This window comes from Ectopseudomonas toyotomiensis, assembly GCF_017167985.1.
In the GTDB taxonomy this organism is placed as follows: Bacteria; Pseudomonadota; Gammaproteobacteria; order Pseudomonadales; family Pseudomonadaceae; genus Aquipseudomonas; species Aquipseudomonas toyotomiensis.
On sequence record NZ_CP070505.1, the window covers coordinates 869,392 to 886,555 of the forward strand.

Consider the following 17,164-nt stretch of genomic DNA (forward strand, 5'->3'; position numbering starts at 1 on the left):
GAGTGCCCAGCGCGCCAACTTCTTACAAGGGTGCGACGCGTACCCAGGCAGTCGTGCGTGCTGGGACTAGGCTTACTGACAGGCGTAGTGGATGCGCTAGCCGGCATCAGCTGCACCACCCGTGAGGAGTAACGACATGAGAATTCGCGAACTGGCAAAACACTGGGAACAGAATGCCAAGGGGCACCTGACACCTACCCGTTATCACATTCATCTGGATGTCGAGTCGGCCGCTCGCCTGGCGGCGCTCACCGAGATGTACCCCAAGCACCACAGCGAGGAACTGCTCGGCGAACTGATCGGCGCAGCGCTCGAGGAACTCGAAGCCAGCCTACCCTACGTGCGCGGCAGCAAGGTCGTGGCGCTGGACGAGCAAGGCGACCCGCTGTACGAGGACATAGGGCCCACACCGCGCTTTCTGGCGCTGTCGCGCAAATACCTGCGTGAACTGAGTGACACGGGTAAAGAGACAAGCCATTGACGCCCTGAACAACTCTTTAGCGTTCAACATATTGTTCAATTCCAGGCGTTCAGGGAGAACGTAAGTCTCCCGGCCGGCCCTTTTCGCACTGACACGGCGCCTCCCCCACCTTCGGCAATGCGCTGGCGCCAGGGCCCTCCTTCGTCCCATAGAAACCCACCAAACCCTTTACATAGAAGGGCAAAAAGAGCGTTTCCAACCGCATGAAAGGCCCTACCGCGGCCTTGTCACAGGCAAATAGTTGACTGACCAGTCATCCAGAAAACCATAAGCACGCTGTGTTTTTTTCTGAACTATTCGAAAAACCTGTCGGTCCCAACTGCAGGCCATCGTGGCACGCCAATAGCGCCAACCCCCTTGGTAGACGAGCAACACGATGGGCCAATTGCCACGGATATCGTCATTCATAGGAGTGTTTCAAATGGAGTTAGCCGCCATGAAGACCCATACCGAGAAAGCCCCGCGCAGCCGCCTGCATGGGATCAAACTGGCTGCCCTGGCACTGGGTAGCAGCCTGGTACTGGCTGGCTGTGCGGGTAACCCGCCCAGCGAGCAATACGCCGTGACGCAGTCTGCCGTGAACTCGGCGATCAGCGCTGGCGGTACCGAGTTTGCCGCCGTGGAAATGAAGTCCGCGCAGGACAAGCTCAAAGAGGCGGAGCTGGCCATGCACGAAAAAGAGTATGAGAAGGCCCGTCGCCTGGCTGAACAGGCCGAGTGGGATGCCCGACTCGCCGAGCGCAAGGCCCAGGCCGCCAAAGCCGAGCAGGCTTTGCAGGACGCCCGTCAGGGTGTTCAGGAACTGCGTGAGGAAGGCATGCGTAACGCTCAGTGAGCGGCATGCACCCCACCCATTCGCTGACAGATCAAAGGATGAACGCCATGCGTAAACACGTGATGATCCCCGCCCTTCTGGCCCTGAGCGTCGGCCTGGCCGCCTGCTCGCACCAGCCCAATGCCAACTTGGAGTCGGCGCGTAGCAACTTCTCCTCGCTGCAGAGCGATCCGCAGGCGAGCAAGCTCGCGGCGCTGGAAACCAAGGAAGCCCAGGAATGGCTGAACAAGGCCGACAAGGCCTACATGGAAAAGGAAGACGAGAAGAAGGTCGACCAACTGGCCTACCTGACCAACAAGCGCGTCGAGGTAGCCAAGCAGACCATCGTCCTGCGTAACGCCGAAGCCGAGCTGAAGAACTCCTCGGCGCAGCGCGCCCAGGCCCTGCTCGATGCTCGCGACGCGCAGATCCGCAAGCTGCAGGACAGCCTCAACGCCAAGCAGACCGAACGCGGCACCCTGGTGACCTTCGGTGACGTCCTGTTCGACTTCAACAAGGCCGAACTCAAGAGCAGCGCACTGCCCAACGTCACCCAGCTGGCACGTTTTCTCCAGGAAAACCCGGAGCGCCAGGTGATCGTCGAGGGTTATACCGACAGCGTCGGCTCGGCCAGCTACAACCAGGGCCTGTCCGAGCGTCGCGCCGAGTCCGTACGTCGCGCACTGATTCGCGCCGGCGTGGAGCCGACGCGCATCGTCGCCCAGGGTTATGGCAAGGAGTATCCGGTCGCGGACAACTCCAGTGACTCCGGTCGTGCACAGAACCGTCGTGTGGAGGTGACCATCTCCAACGACAACCAGCCGGTCGCTCCGCGTTCGGCTACCGGCGCCTGACAACCACGCCGGAATGAAGAAACCCGCCTGATGGCGGGTTTCTTTTTTGGCGTTTGCCTTACTGCTCCAGGGCCGGGGTTTCCTGGCCGATGCAGCGCACCGCCTGCTTCTTATTGTCCACCAGCACGCCGGTCAGCCCCTTCTGCTGCATGTCGAACAATACCAGCACGCCATCGATGCACTGCGCCACCTGATTGGCCGGTTTCAGCGAGACCTTGTAGTCCTCGCCGGGAACGGTCTTGAGCATGGTGAAATCGGACAGCAGCAGCGCATCTTCCGGTTTGGCGAAATGCACGTAGCCGTAGTACCAGAGCACGCCGATGGTGCCGACGATGCTGGCGACACCCGTGAGGATCAGGGGGATGGGGTTACGTTCGGTCATTGCGGACTCTCTGTTGCGGATTCGGTAGCCGATCCCAGGCGCTCGACGTAGGCCTGCGGCGCGACGAAGAACGCCAGTAGCGACTGACGCCAGGCGGGCTCGGCAAAGGTTTGCACGTGCGGGCCACGGGTCGCCTGAAAGGCGCGTGGCGGGCGCGCAGCTTGATACAAACGCTGGCCATTGGAAAGCGGCACGATCGCGTCGTCAACACTGTGATAGATCAGCAAGGGCGCGCCTGCGAGTCGATTGATGCTGTGAACCGCGCTGTCGCCGTCCGGCACCAGCCAGGACAGCGGCACCTGCAGCGGCCAGGTCAACCAGGACTTGCTCAGCGCATGGCGGGCGACGTCGCGATAACTGGCCGGCACACCGTCCAGTGCGATGGCCTGCAAGGTCGATTGGCGCTCGGGATGCTCGGCCAGATAATGCACGGCCAACGCACCACCGAGGCTCTGCCCGAGCAGGAAAAGCGGCGCGCCCTGCACCTGCGGCGCCTGTTCGAGCCAGACGAAAGCGGCATCGATGTCCTGATAGACCTCCGGCAGCCGCGGCTTGCCTTCGGACAGACCGTAGCCGCGATAATCCAGCATCAGCACCTGATAGCCCTGCTCCGGCAGCCAGTGAACGCCGCCCAGGTGCCAGGCCAGGTTGCCGCCATTGCCATGCAGATGCAGCACCGTGCCCTTGACCTGCACCCCAGTCTTGGCCGGCAACCACCAGGCATGCAGACGCGTGCCATCGGCGGCGCGCAGTTCGATGTCGCGGTATTCCAGGCCAGCGCGAGCCGGAGTGATCGGTAAACCCGGCTCCGGGTAGAACAACAGACCGCTGCAGCCGACCAAGCACAGACTGGCCAGTAGCAAGACCAGTGCTCGCAGGCTACTTGCCACCGGCGCGAACCTCCTCGCGCGCCTGCACGGTCGCCGCATAGACGCGCTCGGCCAGACGCGAGAACGGCAGGCTCTGAATCCACACCGTACCGGTGCCTTTGAGCGTGGTCAGCAAGATGCCTTCGCCGCCGAAGAGCATGCTCTTGAGGCCGCCGGCCAGAGCGATGTCGTAATCGATGCCACTGCTGAAGGCCACCAGGCAGCCGGTGTCCAGGCGCAGGGTTTCATTGTTCAGCTCCTTGCGGATCACCGTGCCGCCGGCATGCACGAAGGCCAGGCCATCGCCTTCGAGCTTCTGCAGAATGAAACCCTCGCCGCCGAAGAAGCCGGCGCCCAGACGTTTGGCGAAGCTGATACCGATGCTGGTGCCATGGGCGGCACAAAGGAAGGCGTCTTTCTGGCAGATCAAGCGCCCACCGATCTTGGCCAGGTCGATGGGCACCACGGTACCCGGATAAGGCGCGGCGAAGGCGACCCGCGCCTGGCGCTTGCCGGCATTGCTGAAGTGGGTCATGAACAGCGATTCGCCGGTGAGCATGCGTTTGCCAACGCTCCACAGCTTGCCCAGCAGGCCGCTGGACGAACCGTCACCCATGCGCGTTTCGAAGCGCACGCCGTCGGTCATGTAGTTCATCGCACCGGCCTCGGCGATCACCGTCTCGCCAGGATCGAGGATGATCTCCACCGATTGCGCCGACGCGCCGAGGATTTCGTATTCGAGCTGATGGCTGGGCACTTGCGGGTCTCCGGGGTGGGCCACGACGGTGTAAATCTGACGATGCGCTGCGCCGGCGGTGCGCGCGGCGCACCCTACCGGGCTGCGATCAAAGGATATTGGCGTAGTCCGCTTCGATGCGATCCAGGCTCAGATGGTTGAGGAAGTTGGAGAAGCACATCCAGGCCGACAGCGCGTTCATGTCCTGAAACTGCGGCGGCAGGTACTTGGGCGGCTGCACCAGGCCCTCGTCCACCAGTTTGCGCAGGGTGCGCATGTCTTCCAGGGTGGTCTTGCCGCAGAACAGCAGCGGAATCTGCTCCAGCTTGCCTTTGCGCACCGCCAGCTGGATGTAGTTGTAGATCAGGATGAAGCCCTTGAGGTACGACAGGTCCTTGGTGAACGGCAGGCCCGTCGGCAAGGAGCCGCGGAACACCCGACTGGCGTTGCTGTAGCCGCCTTCCAGGCCGTAGCCCTGCTCACGGAAGAACTCGAACACCTCGAGAAAATCCGCGCCCTCCTCGGCCATGTGGATGGCGCGAGTGCGGTTGGTCAGCTTGCGCAGGCGGGTCGGGTAGGAGGCGAAGGCGATCACTTCCATGAGAATGGCCAGACCTTCCTGGGTCACCGTCGATGAGGGCGGGCCCTTGGCCAGAAACGTGCAGATCGGCTGGTTGAGGCCGTTGAGCGTGGTGCCGACATGCACCAGACCTTCATGCACCTCCAGCGCCTTGACGTCACGCTCGTTGAAACGCGCATCGCTGCGGATCTTGATGTAGTCGGCGCCTGCCGCAGCATCGGCGAGAATGCCGTCGGACTCGAACACGCGAATGGTGTCGTCGCCGAACACCCCGGCCAGACGTTGCTGCAGGATGTTCACCGCATCACTGGCACCGAGGGTCTTGGCCTCGTCTTCCAGGTCACCACGCGCAGCGATATTGTTGAGATAGTCCGAGAGCATCAGGCCGAGGTCGGCCAGGGTCGGATCACCGGCATGAAAGGCGTCGGAGGCAGCGCCATACAGCTCCTGGCTGATCAGGCCGAAGTCCTCGGTACCACGCGCCTCGAGCATGCGGATGACCATGCGGTATTCCTTGCACATGCGCCGCATGATCTGCCCGACCGGGTTGAACTGGCCGAGTTGACGGGTGATGTCGCGCTCGATGTTCTGAAATTCCAGTTTCTTCGCGGCGGCATCGAAGGCCAGCGGCCGACTCAGGTAGTAGTCGCGATCGACGGCCGGTGGCTGCTTGCCCTTGGCCTTGAGAAAACCGTCACGGATGCCGTCGTCCCACTTCACCGCATCGAGTACACGGATGGGCGTTTGTGCTTCGACGATGCGGTCACTGAGGGCGCGGATACAGAGCTGATAGTCGTCCAGTTTCTGCTGGCTGTTCATTGCAGTTCCTACTCGGCGGCCCGCTGATAACGCGCCACCTCGACGAACAGGTCGGCATTGGCCGGGTCGTCGAGGTAAGCGAACACCTTGTCCAGCGGGCTGGTGATCAATGCGCCGTCCGCTTCGGGCATGGAAACGGTCTGCCCTTCCAGCAGGCCCTTTTCCATATCCTGGAGAATGCGGTCGGTGTCGAGGTTGTACAGCACCAGCTCGTTGTCCTTGGTCAACTCGAAACCGGCAATGGCGAAGTTGGCCCCCAGGCTCTTCGGCAGGCCCGCCGAGAGGTACCAGCGGCGGCCATGATGAGCGACGGTGAAACCGAACTCCTCGAAGCTGCTTTCGTTGTCCGCGCTGCCTTCATAGATACGCGCCAGGTAGAGGTTGGAGCCGGCACGGGTGATCTCCAGAAATAGCTGGTCACCCCACTCGTCCTGCCGGGTCCATTCGCCCAGCAGAGGTATCGGGGCAGCCTCGTTGGCCGGAATCGGGTCCTTGAAGGTGACCAGGCAACCACTCAACAGCAGGAAGGACAGGGCGACCAATGCGCGCCAGGCTTTCATTACGCTCTCCTTGTGAAGGCCGTTCGACCCGATGATCGACGGTTTACAACCCCAGAACCAGATTCATGTAGCGTTTAAGGATGGCCAGCATTCCTTGGCTGTCCAGGTGCTCTACACCGTCTAGCAGGCCCTGATACTCCATCCGCACGATGGCGGCCGTCAACAGCACGGCATCCTGTTCAGGCTGGCGCGAGCCCAGCACCTCGAAGAAGTGGGTGACACCCTGCTGCAGGATCTGCCGGTGCGCTCGCACCAGCTCGCGCAGTCGTGGATTGAGCAAGGCTTCCTGCTGGAATGCCTGCTCGGCGATCAGGTGATCACGGCGCTCACGCAACTGACGCTGCACGTACTGCACCGCCAGAGCGGCGATTTCGTCAGCCAATTGCCGACGCGCCTGCTCGCTGCCATCCAGGCGCCCGACCATCTCCTCCAGTACGCCCTGGGTACCGGCCCAGAATGCCGCCATCTGCGCAGCGCTGCGCTCGACGAACTGGGCGAAGGTATCGGTGATCAGGTCATCGATGTCCTTGAAATAGTAGGTCGTGGCCGACAAGGGTACCTGCGCCTCGGCCGCCACCGCACGATGGCGCACGGCGCGCACGCCATCGCGCACGATGATGCGCATGGCAGCATCGAGAATCGCCTGGCGGCGCTGCTCGCTGCCCTGACGACTGGCCTTGCGGCCCTGGTACTGGACGCTTTCGGCGACGGCATTGGCTGCCTGGGTGGCATTCGGGGACGCGGGCACGGAGCTCAAGATGGGTCGACCCTCTAGGTTCTAGTTATGACAGGGAGAGTAATGGCTTGGACGGGCAAGCAAAAGGCTCCGTTTCGCTTACAGCCCTGGCGACCGGTGAAATTGCCGTGAAAAGTGCAACGACAGGTAGCAAAAAGCCGCCCGAAGGCGGCTTTCTGTCTGGCATCAAGCCTGCGGACGCATATGCGGGAACAGGATGACGTCGCGGATCGACGGTGAGTTGGTCAGCAGCATCACCAGGCGGTCGATGCCGATGCCTTCACCAGCCGTCGGCGGCATGCCGTACTCCAGGGCGCGGACGAAGTCGGCGTCGTAGTGCATGGCTTCGTCATCACCGGCGTCCTTCTCGGCCACCTGGGCGAGGAAGCGCTCGGCCTGATCTTCGGCGTCATTGAGCTCGGAGTAGGCGTTGGCGATCTCACGACCACCGATGAACAGCTCGAAGCGGTCGGTGACGTTGGGATTGTCGTCGTTGCGACGCGCCAGTGGCGACACTTCGAACGGATACTCGGTGATGAAGTGCGGCTGCTCCAGCTTGCTCTCCACCAGCTCTTCGAAAATCATCACCTGCAGCTTGCCCAAGCCTTCGTGGCCGAGCACCTTGGCGCCGGCCTTCTTGGCGATGGCACGGGCCTTCTCGACGTCGTTCAAGTCAGCCTCGGTGATGTCCGGGTTGTACTTGAGGATGGAGTCGTACACCGACAGGCGCACGAACGGCTCGCCGAAGTGGAACACCTTGTCGCCATATGGCACGTCGGTGCTGCCCAGCACGGCCAGGGCCAGCTCGCGGAACAGCTCCTCGGTGAGGTCCATGTTGTCGCGGTAGTCGGCATAGGCCTGGTAGAACTCGAGCATGGTGAACTCGGGGTTGTGCCGGGTCGAGACGCCTTCGTTACGGAAGTTGCGGTTGATTTCGAACACTTTCTCGAAGCCACCGACCACCAGACGCTTGAGGTACAGCTCCGGGGCGATACGCAGGAACATGGCCATGTCCAGCGCGTTGTGGTGGGTCTCGAACGGCTTGGCCGCAGCGCCGCCGGGGATGGTCTGCAGCATCGGGGTTTCCACTTCAAGGAAACCGCGCTCGTTGAGGAAACGACGGATGTGCGCGATCACTTGCGAACGTACGCGGAAGGTGTGGCGCACTTCCTCGTTGACGATCAGGTCGACATAGCGCTGGCGGTAGCGCTGCTCGGTGTCGGTCAGGCCATGGTGCTTGTCCGGCAGCGGGCGCAGCGACTTGGTCAGCAGGCGCACGTTCTGCATGTCGACGTACAGGTCGCCCTTGCCCGAGCGGGCCAGCGTGCCCTCGGCAGCGATGATGTCGCCCAGGTCGAAGTGCTTGACCGCTTCCAGTTGCTCGGCCGGCAGGGTCTTGCGGTTGACGTAGACCTGCAGGCGCCCGGAGGTATCCTGGATGACCATGAAGGCGCCACGGTTGAGCATGATGCGCCCGGCCACCTTGACCGGGATGGCGGCGGCTTCCAGCTCTTCCTTGCTCTTGCCCTCGTACTGTTTCTGCAGGTCGGCGCACAGGCGGTCGCGGCGGAAATCGTTGGGGAAGGCAATGCCCTGCTCACGGACGGCAGCAAGCTTTTCCTTGCGCTGGGCAATCAGCTTGTTTTCTTCCTGTTGCAGTTCGTTGTGGTCGAGTTGTTGGTCGCTCATGGTCGCTTTTTCTGCCTGGCGTGTCGTACAAGATTTTGAGCAGGCGCCGGCAAGCCGGCTCCCACGGATTGGTTACTGGGCTTACAGGCCCTGCTTGAGGCTGGCCTCGAGGTAGCCGTCGAGGTCGCCATCAAGGACTTTCTGGCAATCGCTACGCTCGACGCCGGTACGCAGGTCCTTGATGCGCGAGTCATCGAGCACGTAGGAGCGGATCTGATGCCCCCAGCCGATATCCGACTTGCTGTCTTCCAGCGCCTGCGAAGCCGCGTTGCGCTTTTGCATCTCCAGCTCGTACAACTTGGCCCGCAGCATTTTCATGGCGGTGTCCTTGTTGGCGTGCTGGGAGCGTTCGTTCTGGCAGGCGACCACGGTGTTGGTCGGCACATGGGTGATACGCACCGCCGAGTCGGTGGTGTTGACGTGCTGACCACCAGCGCCGGAGGAGCGGTAGGTGTCGATGCGCAGGTCGGACGGGTTGATGTCGATCTCGACCTTGTCGTCGATCTCGGGCGATACGAACACTGCCGAGAACGAGGTGTGGCGACGCGCGCCGGAGTCGAACGGGCTCTTGCGCACCAGGCGGTGCACGCCGATCTCGGTGCGCAGCCAGCCGAAGGCATACTCGCCCTTGATGTGCACGGTGGCGCCCTTGATACCGGCGACTTCACCCTCGGACAGTTCGATGATGGTGGCGTCGAAGCCGCGCTTGTCGGCCCAGCGCAGGTACATACGCAGCAGGATGTTGGCCCAGTCCTGCGCTTCCGTACCGCCGGAGCCGGCCTGGATATCCAGGTAGCAGTTGTTCGGGTCCATCTCGCCGCTGAACATGCGGCGGAATTCCAGCTTCTCGAGGATTTCGCGCAGGCGCTCGACTTCGGCGGCGATGTCGTTCACCGCGCCTTCGTCGTTTTCTTCGGCAGCCATTTCCAGCAGATCTTTGGAATCAGTCAGGCTGCCGGTGAGGTCGTCGATGGTTTCGACGATCTGCGCCAGCATGGCGCGCTCACGGCCCAGGGCTTGCGCGTACTCGGGCTTGTTCCAGACGCTGGCGTCTTCCAGCTCGCGGTTTACTTCGACCAGACGATCATGCTTGTGATCGTAGTCAAAGATACCCCCGAATTGACTGGGTTCGCTCGGACAGGTCCTTGATGCTGTTGAGGATCGGATTGATTTCCATGGTGGGCAGCACTCTCGGGCAAAAGACGCGAAACGGCTCAATCCGGCTCACCCGGGCGGCTGATGCGCTGCCCTGGCCGAGCACGGCAAGAGCCGTGACCGCAAAGTTTCTGAAAAGCCGGCGAGTATACCCGACTCGAAGCCCCCTGGCAGCCCGCTGGCTGACCGGCGGGGCGCGCTCAGAACTTCAGGCTCAGGCGTGCGGCCAAGGCGTTGTCGCGCGCGTCTTCGGCATAGTGGCCCGCATAGGTCAGGCCCAGGTAGAGACTGCGGCTGAGTTCATGATCCAGGCTCAGGTCAAGACGCAGGCTGCTGCGCTCGAACTCACGACTGTGCATTTGCTGGAGTACGCCCTGGCCGTCGACCGCCTCGTCACGCAAGCGGTCGCTGCCCAGGTTCTGCCGCAGCGCCAGACTGGCACGCCCTACCCACTTGCGCTGCTGCCAATACCAGGGCGCGGCCAGGCGCCAGCCAAGCGTCAGGTAACCAGCCTGCTCGTACGCTGCCGCCAGGCGCAGTCCGTCGAAACGCCGGGCGTCGGCATCCAGATGCACTAACGCCAGGCCGGCAAATGGCTCCAAGGTGAAATCGCGATAGTCCATGGCGTAACTGCTTTCGCCAAACAGCTGCCAACTGCGCGCGTTATCGCGCCGTTCCAGCTCGTGCCAGCCGTGCAGCAACCCGAGCCGAAACCCTAACTGGTTGTATACCCGAGTCGCGGCGTAGACCCCAAGGTAACGGCTATCGGTGCGGCCATGACCCTGATCATGATCCAGCCGGGCACGCGTCACTCCACCCAGCACACCGCCGATCCACTGTCCGCCCAGCGCACGATCCATCCCCATCAGCAGCCCCTCGCCGCGGCGCTCGAGGCCGGCGTCGCCCCAGCTCCCCTGGATGCCGTAAGTACGCGACCACAGCGGCCACTCGCCGGCCTCAGGCGCCGCCTCGCGAAAGGCGAAGCGCACCTGCTGCAGACGATCCAGGGCTGCCTCACGCGGCAACCTACTGTCCTCCAGGAGCAAGGCGCGCTGGTCCAACGCCAGGTCGCCAGCTACAACACCCGTGGCGACCTGCAGCAAGCCCAACCCGATCAGCACTCCACGCAGAGCCATGTTCGCCTCCATTCATCGACGCCCAATGCTAGCAGAGCACACCTGTCGCCTCGCCCGCCAAGGCACTTCGAATCGAGCGGTCACGCGCTCACCCCGCAACCAGGCTCGCGCTGCGGCACCATGCTTATCGCCGCTCGCGCATCGGCGGCGATCATCTGCGCGGCCTTCTCCGCGATCATCAGCACCGGCGAGCAGGTATTGCCCGAGGTGATGCTCGGCATGATCGACGCGTCGACCACACGCAGCCCGGCGATGCCATGTACGCGCAGACGGGCATCGACCACCGCTTCACGGCCCTGGCCCATGGCGCAGGTGCCGACCGGGTGGAAGATGGTAGTGCCGATCTCGCCCGCAGCGCGCTGCAGGTCTTCCTCGCTCTGGTACTGCGGCCCCGGCTTGTATTCCTCGGGCCTGTAGCCGACCAGGGCGGGCGCGGCGACGATGCGCCGGGTCAGGCGAATGGCGTCTGCAGCCACCTGTAGATCCCGCTCGTCACTGAGGTAGTTGGGGCGTATCAGCGGGGCTACGCTGGCATCGACGGAGGCAATCTGAACGCTGCCGCGGCTGGTCGGGCGCAGGTTGCATACCGATGCGGTGAAGGCCGGGAAATCGTGCAAGGGCTCGCCAAAGCGCTCCAGCGACAATGGCTGCACGTGATACTGCAGGTTGGCGCGCACCTGGCCGGGGTCGGACTTGGCGAAGGCACCAAGCTGGCTGGGTGCCATGGACAGCGGCCCGCTGCGCCTGAGCAGGTACTCCAGGCCCATGCCCAGCTTGCCCCAAGGCGTGGCCGCAATGCGGTTGAGCGTCTTCACGCCCTCGACGCGGTAGATCAAACGCAGTTGCAGGTGATCCTGCAGGTTCTCACCGACACCTGGCAGCTCGTGCCTGACGCCGATGCCCAGGCGGTCGAGCAGCGGCCGAGGGCCGATGCCGGAACGCTGCAGCAAGGCCGGTGAACCGATGGCGCCGGCACACAGGATGATCTCGCGGCGTGCCGCCACCCGCAGCGCCCGCCCCTGGCTGCGCAGATGCAGCACACGGGCGCGACCGCCCTCCAGCTCCAGCCGTTCGGCTTCGGCGCCGGTCAGCACCTGCAGATTGGGGCGCCGGCGAATATCGCGCAGAAAGGCCTTGGAGGCATTCCAGCGCACGCCGCGCTTCTGGTTGACCTGAAAGTAGCTGCAGCCTTCGTTGTCACCGCCGTTGAAGTCATCGACGCTGGCGATACCGCTCTGCGCCGCCGCCTCACGGAAGGCTTCGAGAATCTCCCACGACAGACGCTGGCGCTCGACCCGCCACTCGCCGTCGCCACCGTGCCATTCGCTGGCGCCGGCAAAATGATTCTCCGAGCGTTTGAACAGCGGCAACACATCACGCCAGGCCCAACCGGGATTGCCCGCCGCAGCCCAGCCATCGTAGTCCGCGGCCTGGCCACGCATGTAGATCATGCCGTTGATCGAGGAGCTGCCGCCGAGCACGCGGCCACGCGGGTATTTCAACGAGCGGCCATGCAGACCTGGATCGACCTCGGTGCTGTAACACCAGTCGGTACGCGGATTGCCGATGCAGTAGAGGTAGCCGACCGGGATATGAATCCAGGGATAGTTGTCGCGCCCGCCCGCCTCGATCAGTAGCACGCTGACGCCAGGGTCTGCAGAAAGCCGGTTGGCCAACAGGCAACCGGCTGGGCCGGCGCCAACGATCAGGTAGTCGTATGCGTCCTGTGGCAGTTGCGACATAAGCATCCTCGCGTGTCGTTCTTGTCATTGGCCAACAGCCTAAAACAAGCCGGGGGCGAGGATGAATGATCTTTTGGTCTGACGTAGCGGCTGAATGTACGCCCATCGGCTGGCAGCTATGGTGAAGCACCCGCGCTCTGCGCTTTACTTGTAGGCATTCCTGCCCGAGCCCGTCCGCGATGCCACCAGCGCCTGCACGCAAGCCACACACGCCGCTTCCTGCCATTTCGCAACAGCGTGGCTGGCTACGCTGGCTTCCGGGCCTGCAAACGCTCAGGGACTATCGCCTGGCCTGGCTACCCAAGGACATTGCCGCCGGCCTGGTGCTGACCACCATGCTGGTACCGGTGGGCATTGCCTATGCCGAGGCTTCCGGCGTGCCCGGCATCTATGGCCTGTACGCGACCATCGTGCCGCTGCTGGCTTACGCCCTGTTCGGCCCCAGCCGTATTCTCGTGCTCGGCCCGGACTCGGCCTTGGCAGCACTGATTCTCGCCGTGGTGCTGCCACTCTCCGGCGGCGACCCGATGCGCGCGGTGACCCTGGCCAGCATGATGGCCGTGGTGGCCGGCCTCACCTGCCTGATAGCCGGACTGCTGCGCCTGGGGTTCATCACCGAATTGCTGTCCAAGCCCATTCGCTATGGCTACATGAACGGTATTGCGCTGAGCGTGCTGATCAGCCAGGCGCCCAAGTTGTTCGGCTTTAGCATCGACAGCCAGGGTCCGCTCAGCGACCTATGGGCCATCGCCAGCGCGCTGATCGAGGGCCAGGCCCACCTCTACAGCCTGCTCGTCGGCGCCGGCACCCTGGCCTTGATCCTGCTGCTGAGCCGCTTCCGGCAATTGCCTGGCATCCTCATCGCCGTGACCCTGGCAACCCTGGCGGTGGCCCTGTTCGAGCTCGATAGCCAGGGCGTACAGGTGCTCGGCGAGCTGCCCCAGGGGCTGCCCAGTTTCACCCTGCCCTGGCTCAGCGGTGTCGATCTGGCCAGCGTGGTACTGGGCGGTATCGCCGTCGCCCTGGTCGCGTTCGCCGACACCAGCGTGCTGTCGCGCACCTACGCAGCCCGTACCGGACGCCCAGTAGCCCCCAATCAGGAGCTGGTCGCCCTTGGCGCGGCGAACCTGGCCGGTGGTTTGTTTCAGGGTTTTCCCATCAGTAGCAGCGCCTCACGCACGCCGGTCGCCGAAGCGGCAGGCGCGATGACCCAGGTCGCCGGTATCGTCGGCGCCCTCAGCGTTGCCCTGCTGCTGGTGCTGGCCCCGGATCTGATGCAGTACCTGCCCACCAGTGCGCTGGCCGCGGTGGTGATTGCCGCTGTCATCGGCCTGTTCGTGGTCACCGACCTGCGGCGCATCTTCCGCGTGCAGCAATGGGAGTTCTGGCTGTCGATGGCCTGCTTCGCCGGCGTGCTGACCTTCGGCGTGATTCCCGGCATCGGCATTGCCGTGGTGCTGGCGGTGATCGAGTTTCTCTGGGATGGCTGGCGCCCGTACTACACCGTTCTCGGCCAGGTAGAGGGCGTCCGCGGTTTCCACGACATCAAGCGACACCCCGATGCACGGCAGATACCCGGCCTGCTGCTGTTTCGCTGGGACGCGCCGCTGTTCTTCGCCAATGCCGAGCTCTTCCAGCAATGCCTGCTGCAGGCGCTGGAAAAAGCCCCGGCGCCAGTGCGCCGCGTGGTGATCGCCGCCGAACCGGTTACCAGCATCGACGTGACCTCTGCCGACATGCTCGGCGACCTGGAACGAATGCTGGCGGAAGCCGGCATCGAACTGCACTTCGCCGAGGTCAAGGGGCCGCTCAAGGACAAGCTGCGGCGCTTCGGGTTACTGCACGACGATCAGCCAAGGCACCTGCAACCAACGGTTAGCGCGGCCGTCGAAGCCTACCTGAGCGATCATGCTGATGAGGCGATGCCGGGCTATGCCCGGCATGCGGACTGAAACGAGAAGACGACTCAGACACCGGCCGGCAGCGAGCGCACCTGGGTTTCCAGCTCCGCCTTCAGCTCCTGCGGCAGCTTCAACTGACGCGCCAGCTCTTCGAGGTAGGCGCGCTCCATGAAGTGCTCTTCGTCGACCATCAGCACGCTGGCCAGGTACATTTCCGCCGCCATTTCCGTGGTCGCCGCGGCGCGCGCCACGTCGGCCGGGTCCAGCGGTTTGTTCAGTTCGGTGTGCAGCCAGCTCCGCAGTTCGGCGTCCTGCGCCAGCTTGCCCAGTTCCTCTTCGATCAACTGACGCTCACGCTCGTCGACATGACCATCGGCCTTGGCTGCCGCTACCAGCGCCTTGAGAATGGCGCGGCTGTGTTGCTCGACTTGCGGTGCAGGCAAACGATCCAGGGTTTGCGGTTCGACCGGCTGCACGCCGCCCTGCTGGGCTTGCTGCGCCTGCCAGTTGCCGTAAGCCTTGTACGCCATCACACCCAGGGCAGCCAGGCCGCCATAGGTCAGTGCCTTACCGCCCATCTTGCGCGCTTTCTTGTTGCCCAGCAGCAGGCCGACCGCACCGGCCGCCAGCGCGCCGCCCCCCGCACCCGAGAGCAGGCTGCCCAGGCCTCCACCAGAGAGCAGGCCACCCAAACTGCCTGCCTGCTGCCCCTGGGTGTTCTTCGCCGCTGGCTTCTGCATGGCCTGCTGGCCGGCCTTGAGCAGTTGGTCGAGCAGATTGCTGGTGTTCATCGCGAACTCTCCTGAAAAATAGGCACCGGTGCATCCGACCCTGGATAACACAGGGAAATTCCGCATGCCCCTCAACCGACATCGGTTGTATTGACGAGCGTTTCTAGCAGAGTTCGCCCCAGCCAGCCGGACATATTGGTAACGCCGAATTTCATTGCAGCCGCAATCAACGCGGAGCGATATGCGCCACCATCAGTTGCACGGTTTCATTGCCACGAAACTCGTTGAGGTCGAGTTTGTACGCCACTTCGGCCCAGCGTAGCGTCGGGTTGGGCCAGACCTCGCGATCGATGTTGAAGGCGATGCCGTCGAGTTGCACGCTGCCGCACTCGGTCTTGAGCACCAGTTTCAGGTGACGCTCACCGACGATGCGCTGATTGACGATCTGGAACACGCCATGAAATAGCGGCTCGGGAAAGTGCTGGCCCCAGGGGCCGGCGTTGCGCAGGGCGCGGGCCAGTTCCAGGTGGAACTCGGTGGCATCGAGCTGGCCGTCGGACAGCAGGCGACCGGTCAGGTCGTCTTCGCACAGCTGACGCCGCACCTCGGCGTCGAAGGCGACGGCGAACGCGCCGAAATTTTCCTGCGGCAGCGACAGCCCGGCGGCCATGGCATGCCCGCCAAACTTGCTGATCAGCCCCGGATGCTTGGCCGCCACGGCATCCAGCGCATCACGGATATGCAGCCCCGGCACCGAACGCGCCGAGCCCTTGAGCAGGCCGTCACCGGCATCGGCGAAGGCAATGGCCGGGCGGTGGTAACGCTCCTTCAGGCGCGAGGCGAGGATGCCGATCACGCCCTGGTGCCAGTCCGGCTCGAACAGGCACAGGCCGAACGGCATGTCCGCCACCGGCAGATCCTTGAGCTGAGCCAGCGCCTCACGCTGCATGCCCTGCTCGATGGCCTTGCGGTCCTGGTTGAGCTGGTCGAGTTGCACCGCCATGTCGCGAGCCAGGGCCTCGTCGTCGCAGAGCAGGCATTCGATCCCCAGGCTCATGTCGTCCAGGCGCCCCGCTGCGTTCAGCCGTGGGCCGAGGATGAACCCCAGATCAGTGGAGGTGATACGCCGATGGTCGCGCCCGGCGACTTCGAGAATTGCGCGTAAACCCGGTCGCGCCCGCCCGGCACGAATGCGCGCCAGGCCCTGATGCACCAGGATGCGGTTGTTGGCATCCAGCGGCACCACGTCGGCGACGCTACCTAGTGCCACCAGGTCGAGCAGCTCACCCAGATTGGGCTCCGCACGGCTGGCGAACCAGCCGCTGTCGCGCAGCCGCGCACGCAGCGCCAGCAGCACGTAGAACATCACGCCGACGCCGGCCATGGCCTTGCTGGGGAAGTCGCAGCCTGGCTGGTTCGGGTTGACGATAGCATCAGCGGCCGGCAGTTCCGGCCCTGGCAGGTGGTGATCGGTAACCAGCACCGTCAACCCGGCGGCCTTGGCCGCCGCCACGCCGTCGACGCTGGAAATGCCGTTGTCGACGGTCAGCAGCAGATCAGGCTGGCGTTCGAGGGCCACGGCGACGATCTCCGGGGTCAGGCCATAGCCGTACTCGAAGCGGTTCGGTACCAGGTAATCGACATGCGCCGCACCGAGTAGGCGCAGGCCGAGCACGCCGACCGAACTGGCGGTGGCGCCGTCGGCATCGAAGTCGCCGACGATAAGGATGCGCTGGCGCTGCGCCAGCGCCTCGACCAGCAACTCGACCGCCGCGTCGATGCCCTTGAGCTGCTGATACGGGATCAACCGCGCCAGGCCCTTGTCCAGTTCCTCGGCGGACTGCACGCCACGGGCGGCGTAGAGACGGGTCAGCAAAGGCGGCAGGCTGCCCAGATCAGGCAGTTGGGCGGGTAAGGGACGGGCTTCGATACGCATGGGCAGGGTGTCGCTTTTTCAGATGGTACGGGTTGTCTCCCCT

The 17,164-nt window shown here is 63.8% G+C and carries 16 protein-coding genes; 4 read left to right on the plus strand and 12 right to left on the minus strand.

Features of this window, described 5'->3' with window-relative positions; translation table 11 throughout:
* Positions 1–136 precede the first annotated feature (136 nt).
* The 3 genes from JWV26_RS03910 to lptF all read left to right on the plus strand — a co-directional run bounded on the left by JWV26_RS03910 (position 137) and on the right by lptF (position 2,149).
* Positions 137–481 carry a pilin assembly protein gene (locus JWV26_RS03910; RefSeq protein ID WP_074917111.1) on the plus strand — a complete coding sequence of 115 codons (345 nt, stop codon included), beginning with the start codon at positions 137–139 and terminating at the stop codon, positions 479–481.
* Positions 482–902: 421 nt separating this feature from the next.
* Entirely contained in the window at positions 903–1,316 is a 414-nt protein-coding gene (locus tag JWV26_RS03915) for a DUF4398 domain-containing protein (protein WP_031306771.1), read from the plus strand.
* A gap of 47 nt (positions 1,317–1,363) precedes the next feature.
* The gene (lptF, locus tag JWV26_RS03920) at positions 1,364–2,149 is read left to right on the plus strand and encodes a lipotoxin F family OmpA-related lipoprotein LptF (protein ID WP_206418450.1); all 786 of its coding nucleotides are present in this window, start codon (positions 1,364–1,366) and stop codon (positions 2,147–2,149) included.
* A 58-nt stretch (positions 2,150–2,207) separates the two neighbouring features.
* Here lptF and JWV26_RS03925 read toward each other — a convergent pair whose 3' ends face one another.
* From JWV26_RS03925 to JWV26_RS03970, 10 genes are all read right to left on the minus strand, one after another.
* The gene (locus JWV26_RS03925) at positions 2,208–2,531 is read right to left on the minus strand and encodes a PA3694 family proteiin (protein WP_017675099.1); all 324 of its coding nucleotides are present in this window, start codon (positions 2,529–2,531) and stop codon (positions 2,208–2,210) included.
* Positions 2,528–3,460, minus strand: coding sequence for an alpha/beta hydrolase (locus tag JWV26_RS03930; protein WP_420890290.1), 933 nt, complete (start codon positions 3,458–3,460; stop codon positions 2,528–2,530). Before JWV26_RS03930 ends, JWV26_RS03925 begins: the two co-directional genes overlap by 4 nt.
* Positions 3,411–4,157, minus strand: a complete 747-nt coding sequence (locus JWV26_RS03935) for a TIGR00266 family protein (protein WP_017675101.1) — start codon at positions 4,155–4,157, stop codon at positions 3,411–3,413. The genes JWV26_RS03930 and JWV26_RS03935 overlap by 50 nt, the downstream gene beginning before the upstream one ends.
* Before the next feature lie 88 nt (positions 4,158–4,245).
* Positions 4,246–5,535 (minus strand): flavohemoglobin expression-modulating QEGLA motif protein, encoded by a 1,290-nt coding sequence (locus tag JWV26_RS03940; RefSeq protein ID WP_017675103.1) that lies wholly within the window; start codon positions 5,533–5,535, stop codon positions 4,246–4,248.
* Positions 5,536–5,543: 8 nt separating this feature from the next.
* On the minus strand, positions 5,544–6,095 hold the full coding sequence (locus JWV26_RS03945; protein WP_017675104.1) for a hypothetical protein: 552 nt from the start codon (positions 6,093–6,095) through the stop codon (positions 5,544–5,546).
* Between the two features lie 43 nt (positions 6,096–6,138).
* On the minus strand, positions 6,139–6,852 hold the full coding sequence (locus JWV26_RS03950) for a TetR/AcrR family transcriptional regulator (protein WP_021490309.1): 714 nt from the start codon (positions 6,850–6,852) through the stop codon (positions 6,139–6,141).
* A gap of 165 nt (positions 6,853–7,017) precedes the next feature.
* The gene (gene lysS, locus JWV26_RS03955) at positions 7,018–8,520 is read right to left on the minus strand and encodes a lysine--tRNA ligase (RefSeq protein ID WP_017675106.1); all 1,503 of its coding nucleotides are present in this window, start codon (positions 8,518–8,520) and stop codon (positions 7,018–7,020) included.
* Between the two features lie 81 nt (positions 8,521–8,601).
* Positions 8,602–9,697 (minus strand): peptide chain release factor 2 gene (gene prfB / locus JWV26_RS03960; RefSeq protein ID WP_099481820.1). Its coding sequence is split into 2 segments (ribosomal slippage): positions 8,602–9,624 and positions 9,626–9,697, totalling 1,095 coding nucleotides; the frame shifts between segments, so codons are not numbered across the junction.
* A gap of 178 nt (positions 9,698–9,875) precedes the next feature.
* Positions 9,876–10,811, minus strand: coding sequence for an autotransporter outer membrane beta-barrel domain-containing protein (locus tag JWV26_RS03965; protein WP_206418452.1), 936 nt, complete (start codon positions 10,809–10,811; stop codon positions 9,876–9,878).
* Between the two features lie 80 nt (positions 10,812–10,891).
* Positions 10,892–12,553, minus strand: coding sequence for a GMC family oxidoreductase (locus JWV26_RS03970; RefSeq protein ID WP_420890291.1), 1,662 nt, complete (start codon positions 12,551–12,553; stop codon positions 10,892–10,894).
* A gap of 179 nt (positions 12,554–12,732) precedes the next feature.
* Between JWV26_RS03970 and JWV26_RS03975 the strand changes: the two genes are divergently transcribed.
* Positions 12,733–14,505: a SulP family inorganic anion transporter gene (locus JWV26_RS03975; protein WP_206418453.1), complete on the plus strand. Its 1,773-nt coding sequence runs from the start codon at positions 12,733–12,735 to the stop codon at positions 14,503–14,505.
* 14 nt (positions 14,506–14,519) lie between these two features.
* On the opposite strand, the gene JWV26_RS03980 is transcribed toward JWV26_RS03975, so the two are convergent.
* Both JWV26_RS03980 and recJ read right to left on the minus strand, forming a co-directional pair.
* A complete protein-coding gene (locus JWV26_RS03980) occupies positions 14,520–15,245 on the minus strand; it encodes a tellurite resistance TerB family protein (protein WP_206418454.1) in 726 nt (241 codons plus the stop codon).
* A 166-nt stretch (positions 15,246–15,411) separates the two neighbouring features.
* A complete protein-coding gene (gene recJ / locus JWV26_RS03985) occupies positions 15,412–17,121 on the minus strand; it encodes a single-stranded-DNA-specific exonuclease RecJ (protein ID WP_206418455.1) in 1,710 nt (569 codons plus the stop codon).
* Between the last annotated feature and the right edge of the window lie 43 nt (positions 17,122–17,164).

What these genes read in the sequence shown, in the direction of transcription:
- JWV26_RS03925 (WP_017675099.1), bottom strand. Translation starts at nt 2,531, where the DNA reads ATGACCGAACGTAACCCCATCCCCCTGATCCTCACGGGTGTCGCCAGC.
- JWV26_RS03965 (WP_206418452.1), bottom strand. Translation starts at nt 10,811, where the DNA reads ATGGCTCTGCGTGGAGTGCTGATCGGGTTGGGCTTGCTGCAGGTCGCC.
- JWV26_RS03945 (WP_017675104.1), bottom strand. Translation starts at nt 6,095, where the DNA reads ATGAAAGCCTGGCGCGCATTGGTCGCCCTGTCCTTCCTGCTGTTGAGT.
- JWV26_RS03930 (WP_420890290.1), bottom strand. Translation starts at nt 3,460, where the DNA reads ATGCGGCGACCGTGCAGGCGCGCGAGGAGGTTCGCGCCGGTGGCAAGT.
- lysS (WP_017675106.1), bottom strand. Translation starts at nt 8,520, where the DNA reads ATGAGCGACCAACAACTCGACCACAACGAACTGCAACAGGAAGAAAAC.
- JWV26_RS03940 (WP_017675103.1), bottom strand. Translation starts at nt 5,535, where the DNA reads ATGAACAGCCAGCAGAAACTGGACGACTATCAGCTCTGTATCCGCGCC.
- JWV26_RS03915 (WP_031306771.1), top strand. Translation starts at nt 903, where the DNA reads ATGGAGTTAGCCGCCATGAAGACCCATACCGAGAAAGCCCCGCGCAGC.
- JWV26_RS03970 (WP_420890291.1), bottom strand. Translation starts at nt 12,553, where the DNA reads ATGTCGCAACTGCCACAGGACGCATACGACTACCTGATCGTTGGCGCC.
- JWV26_RS03975 (WP_206418453.1), top strand. Translation starts at nt 12,733, where the DNA reads ATGCCACCAGCGCCTGCACGCAAGCCACACACGCCGCTTCCTGCCATT.
- recJ (WP_206418455.1), bottom strand. Translation starts at nt 17,121, where the DNA reads ATGCGTATCGAAGCCCGTCCCTTACCCGCCCAACTGCCTGATCTGGGC.
- JWV26_RS03910 (WP_074917111.1), top strand. Translation starts at nt 137, where the DNA reads ATGAGAATTCGCGAACTGGCAAAACACTGGGAACAGAATGCCAAGGGG.
- lptF (WP_206418450.1), top strand. Translation starts at nt 1,364, where the DNA reads ATGCGTAAACACGTGATGATCCCCGCCCTTCTGGCCCTGAGCGTCGGC.
- JWV26_RS03980 (WP_206418454.1), bottom strand. Translation starts at nt 15,245, where the DNA reads ATGAACACCAGCAATCTGCTCGACCAACTGCTCAAGGCCGGCCAGCAG.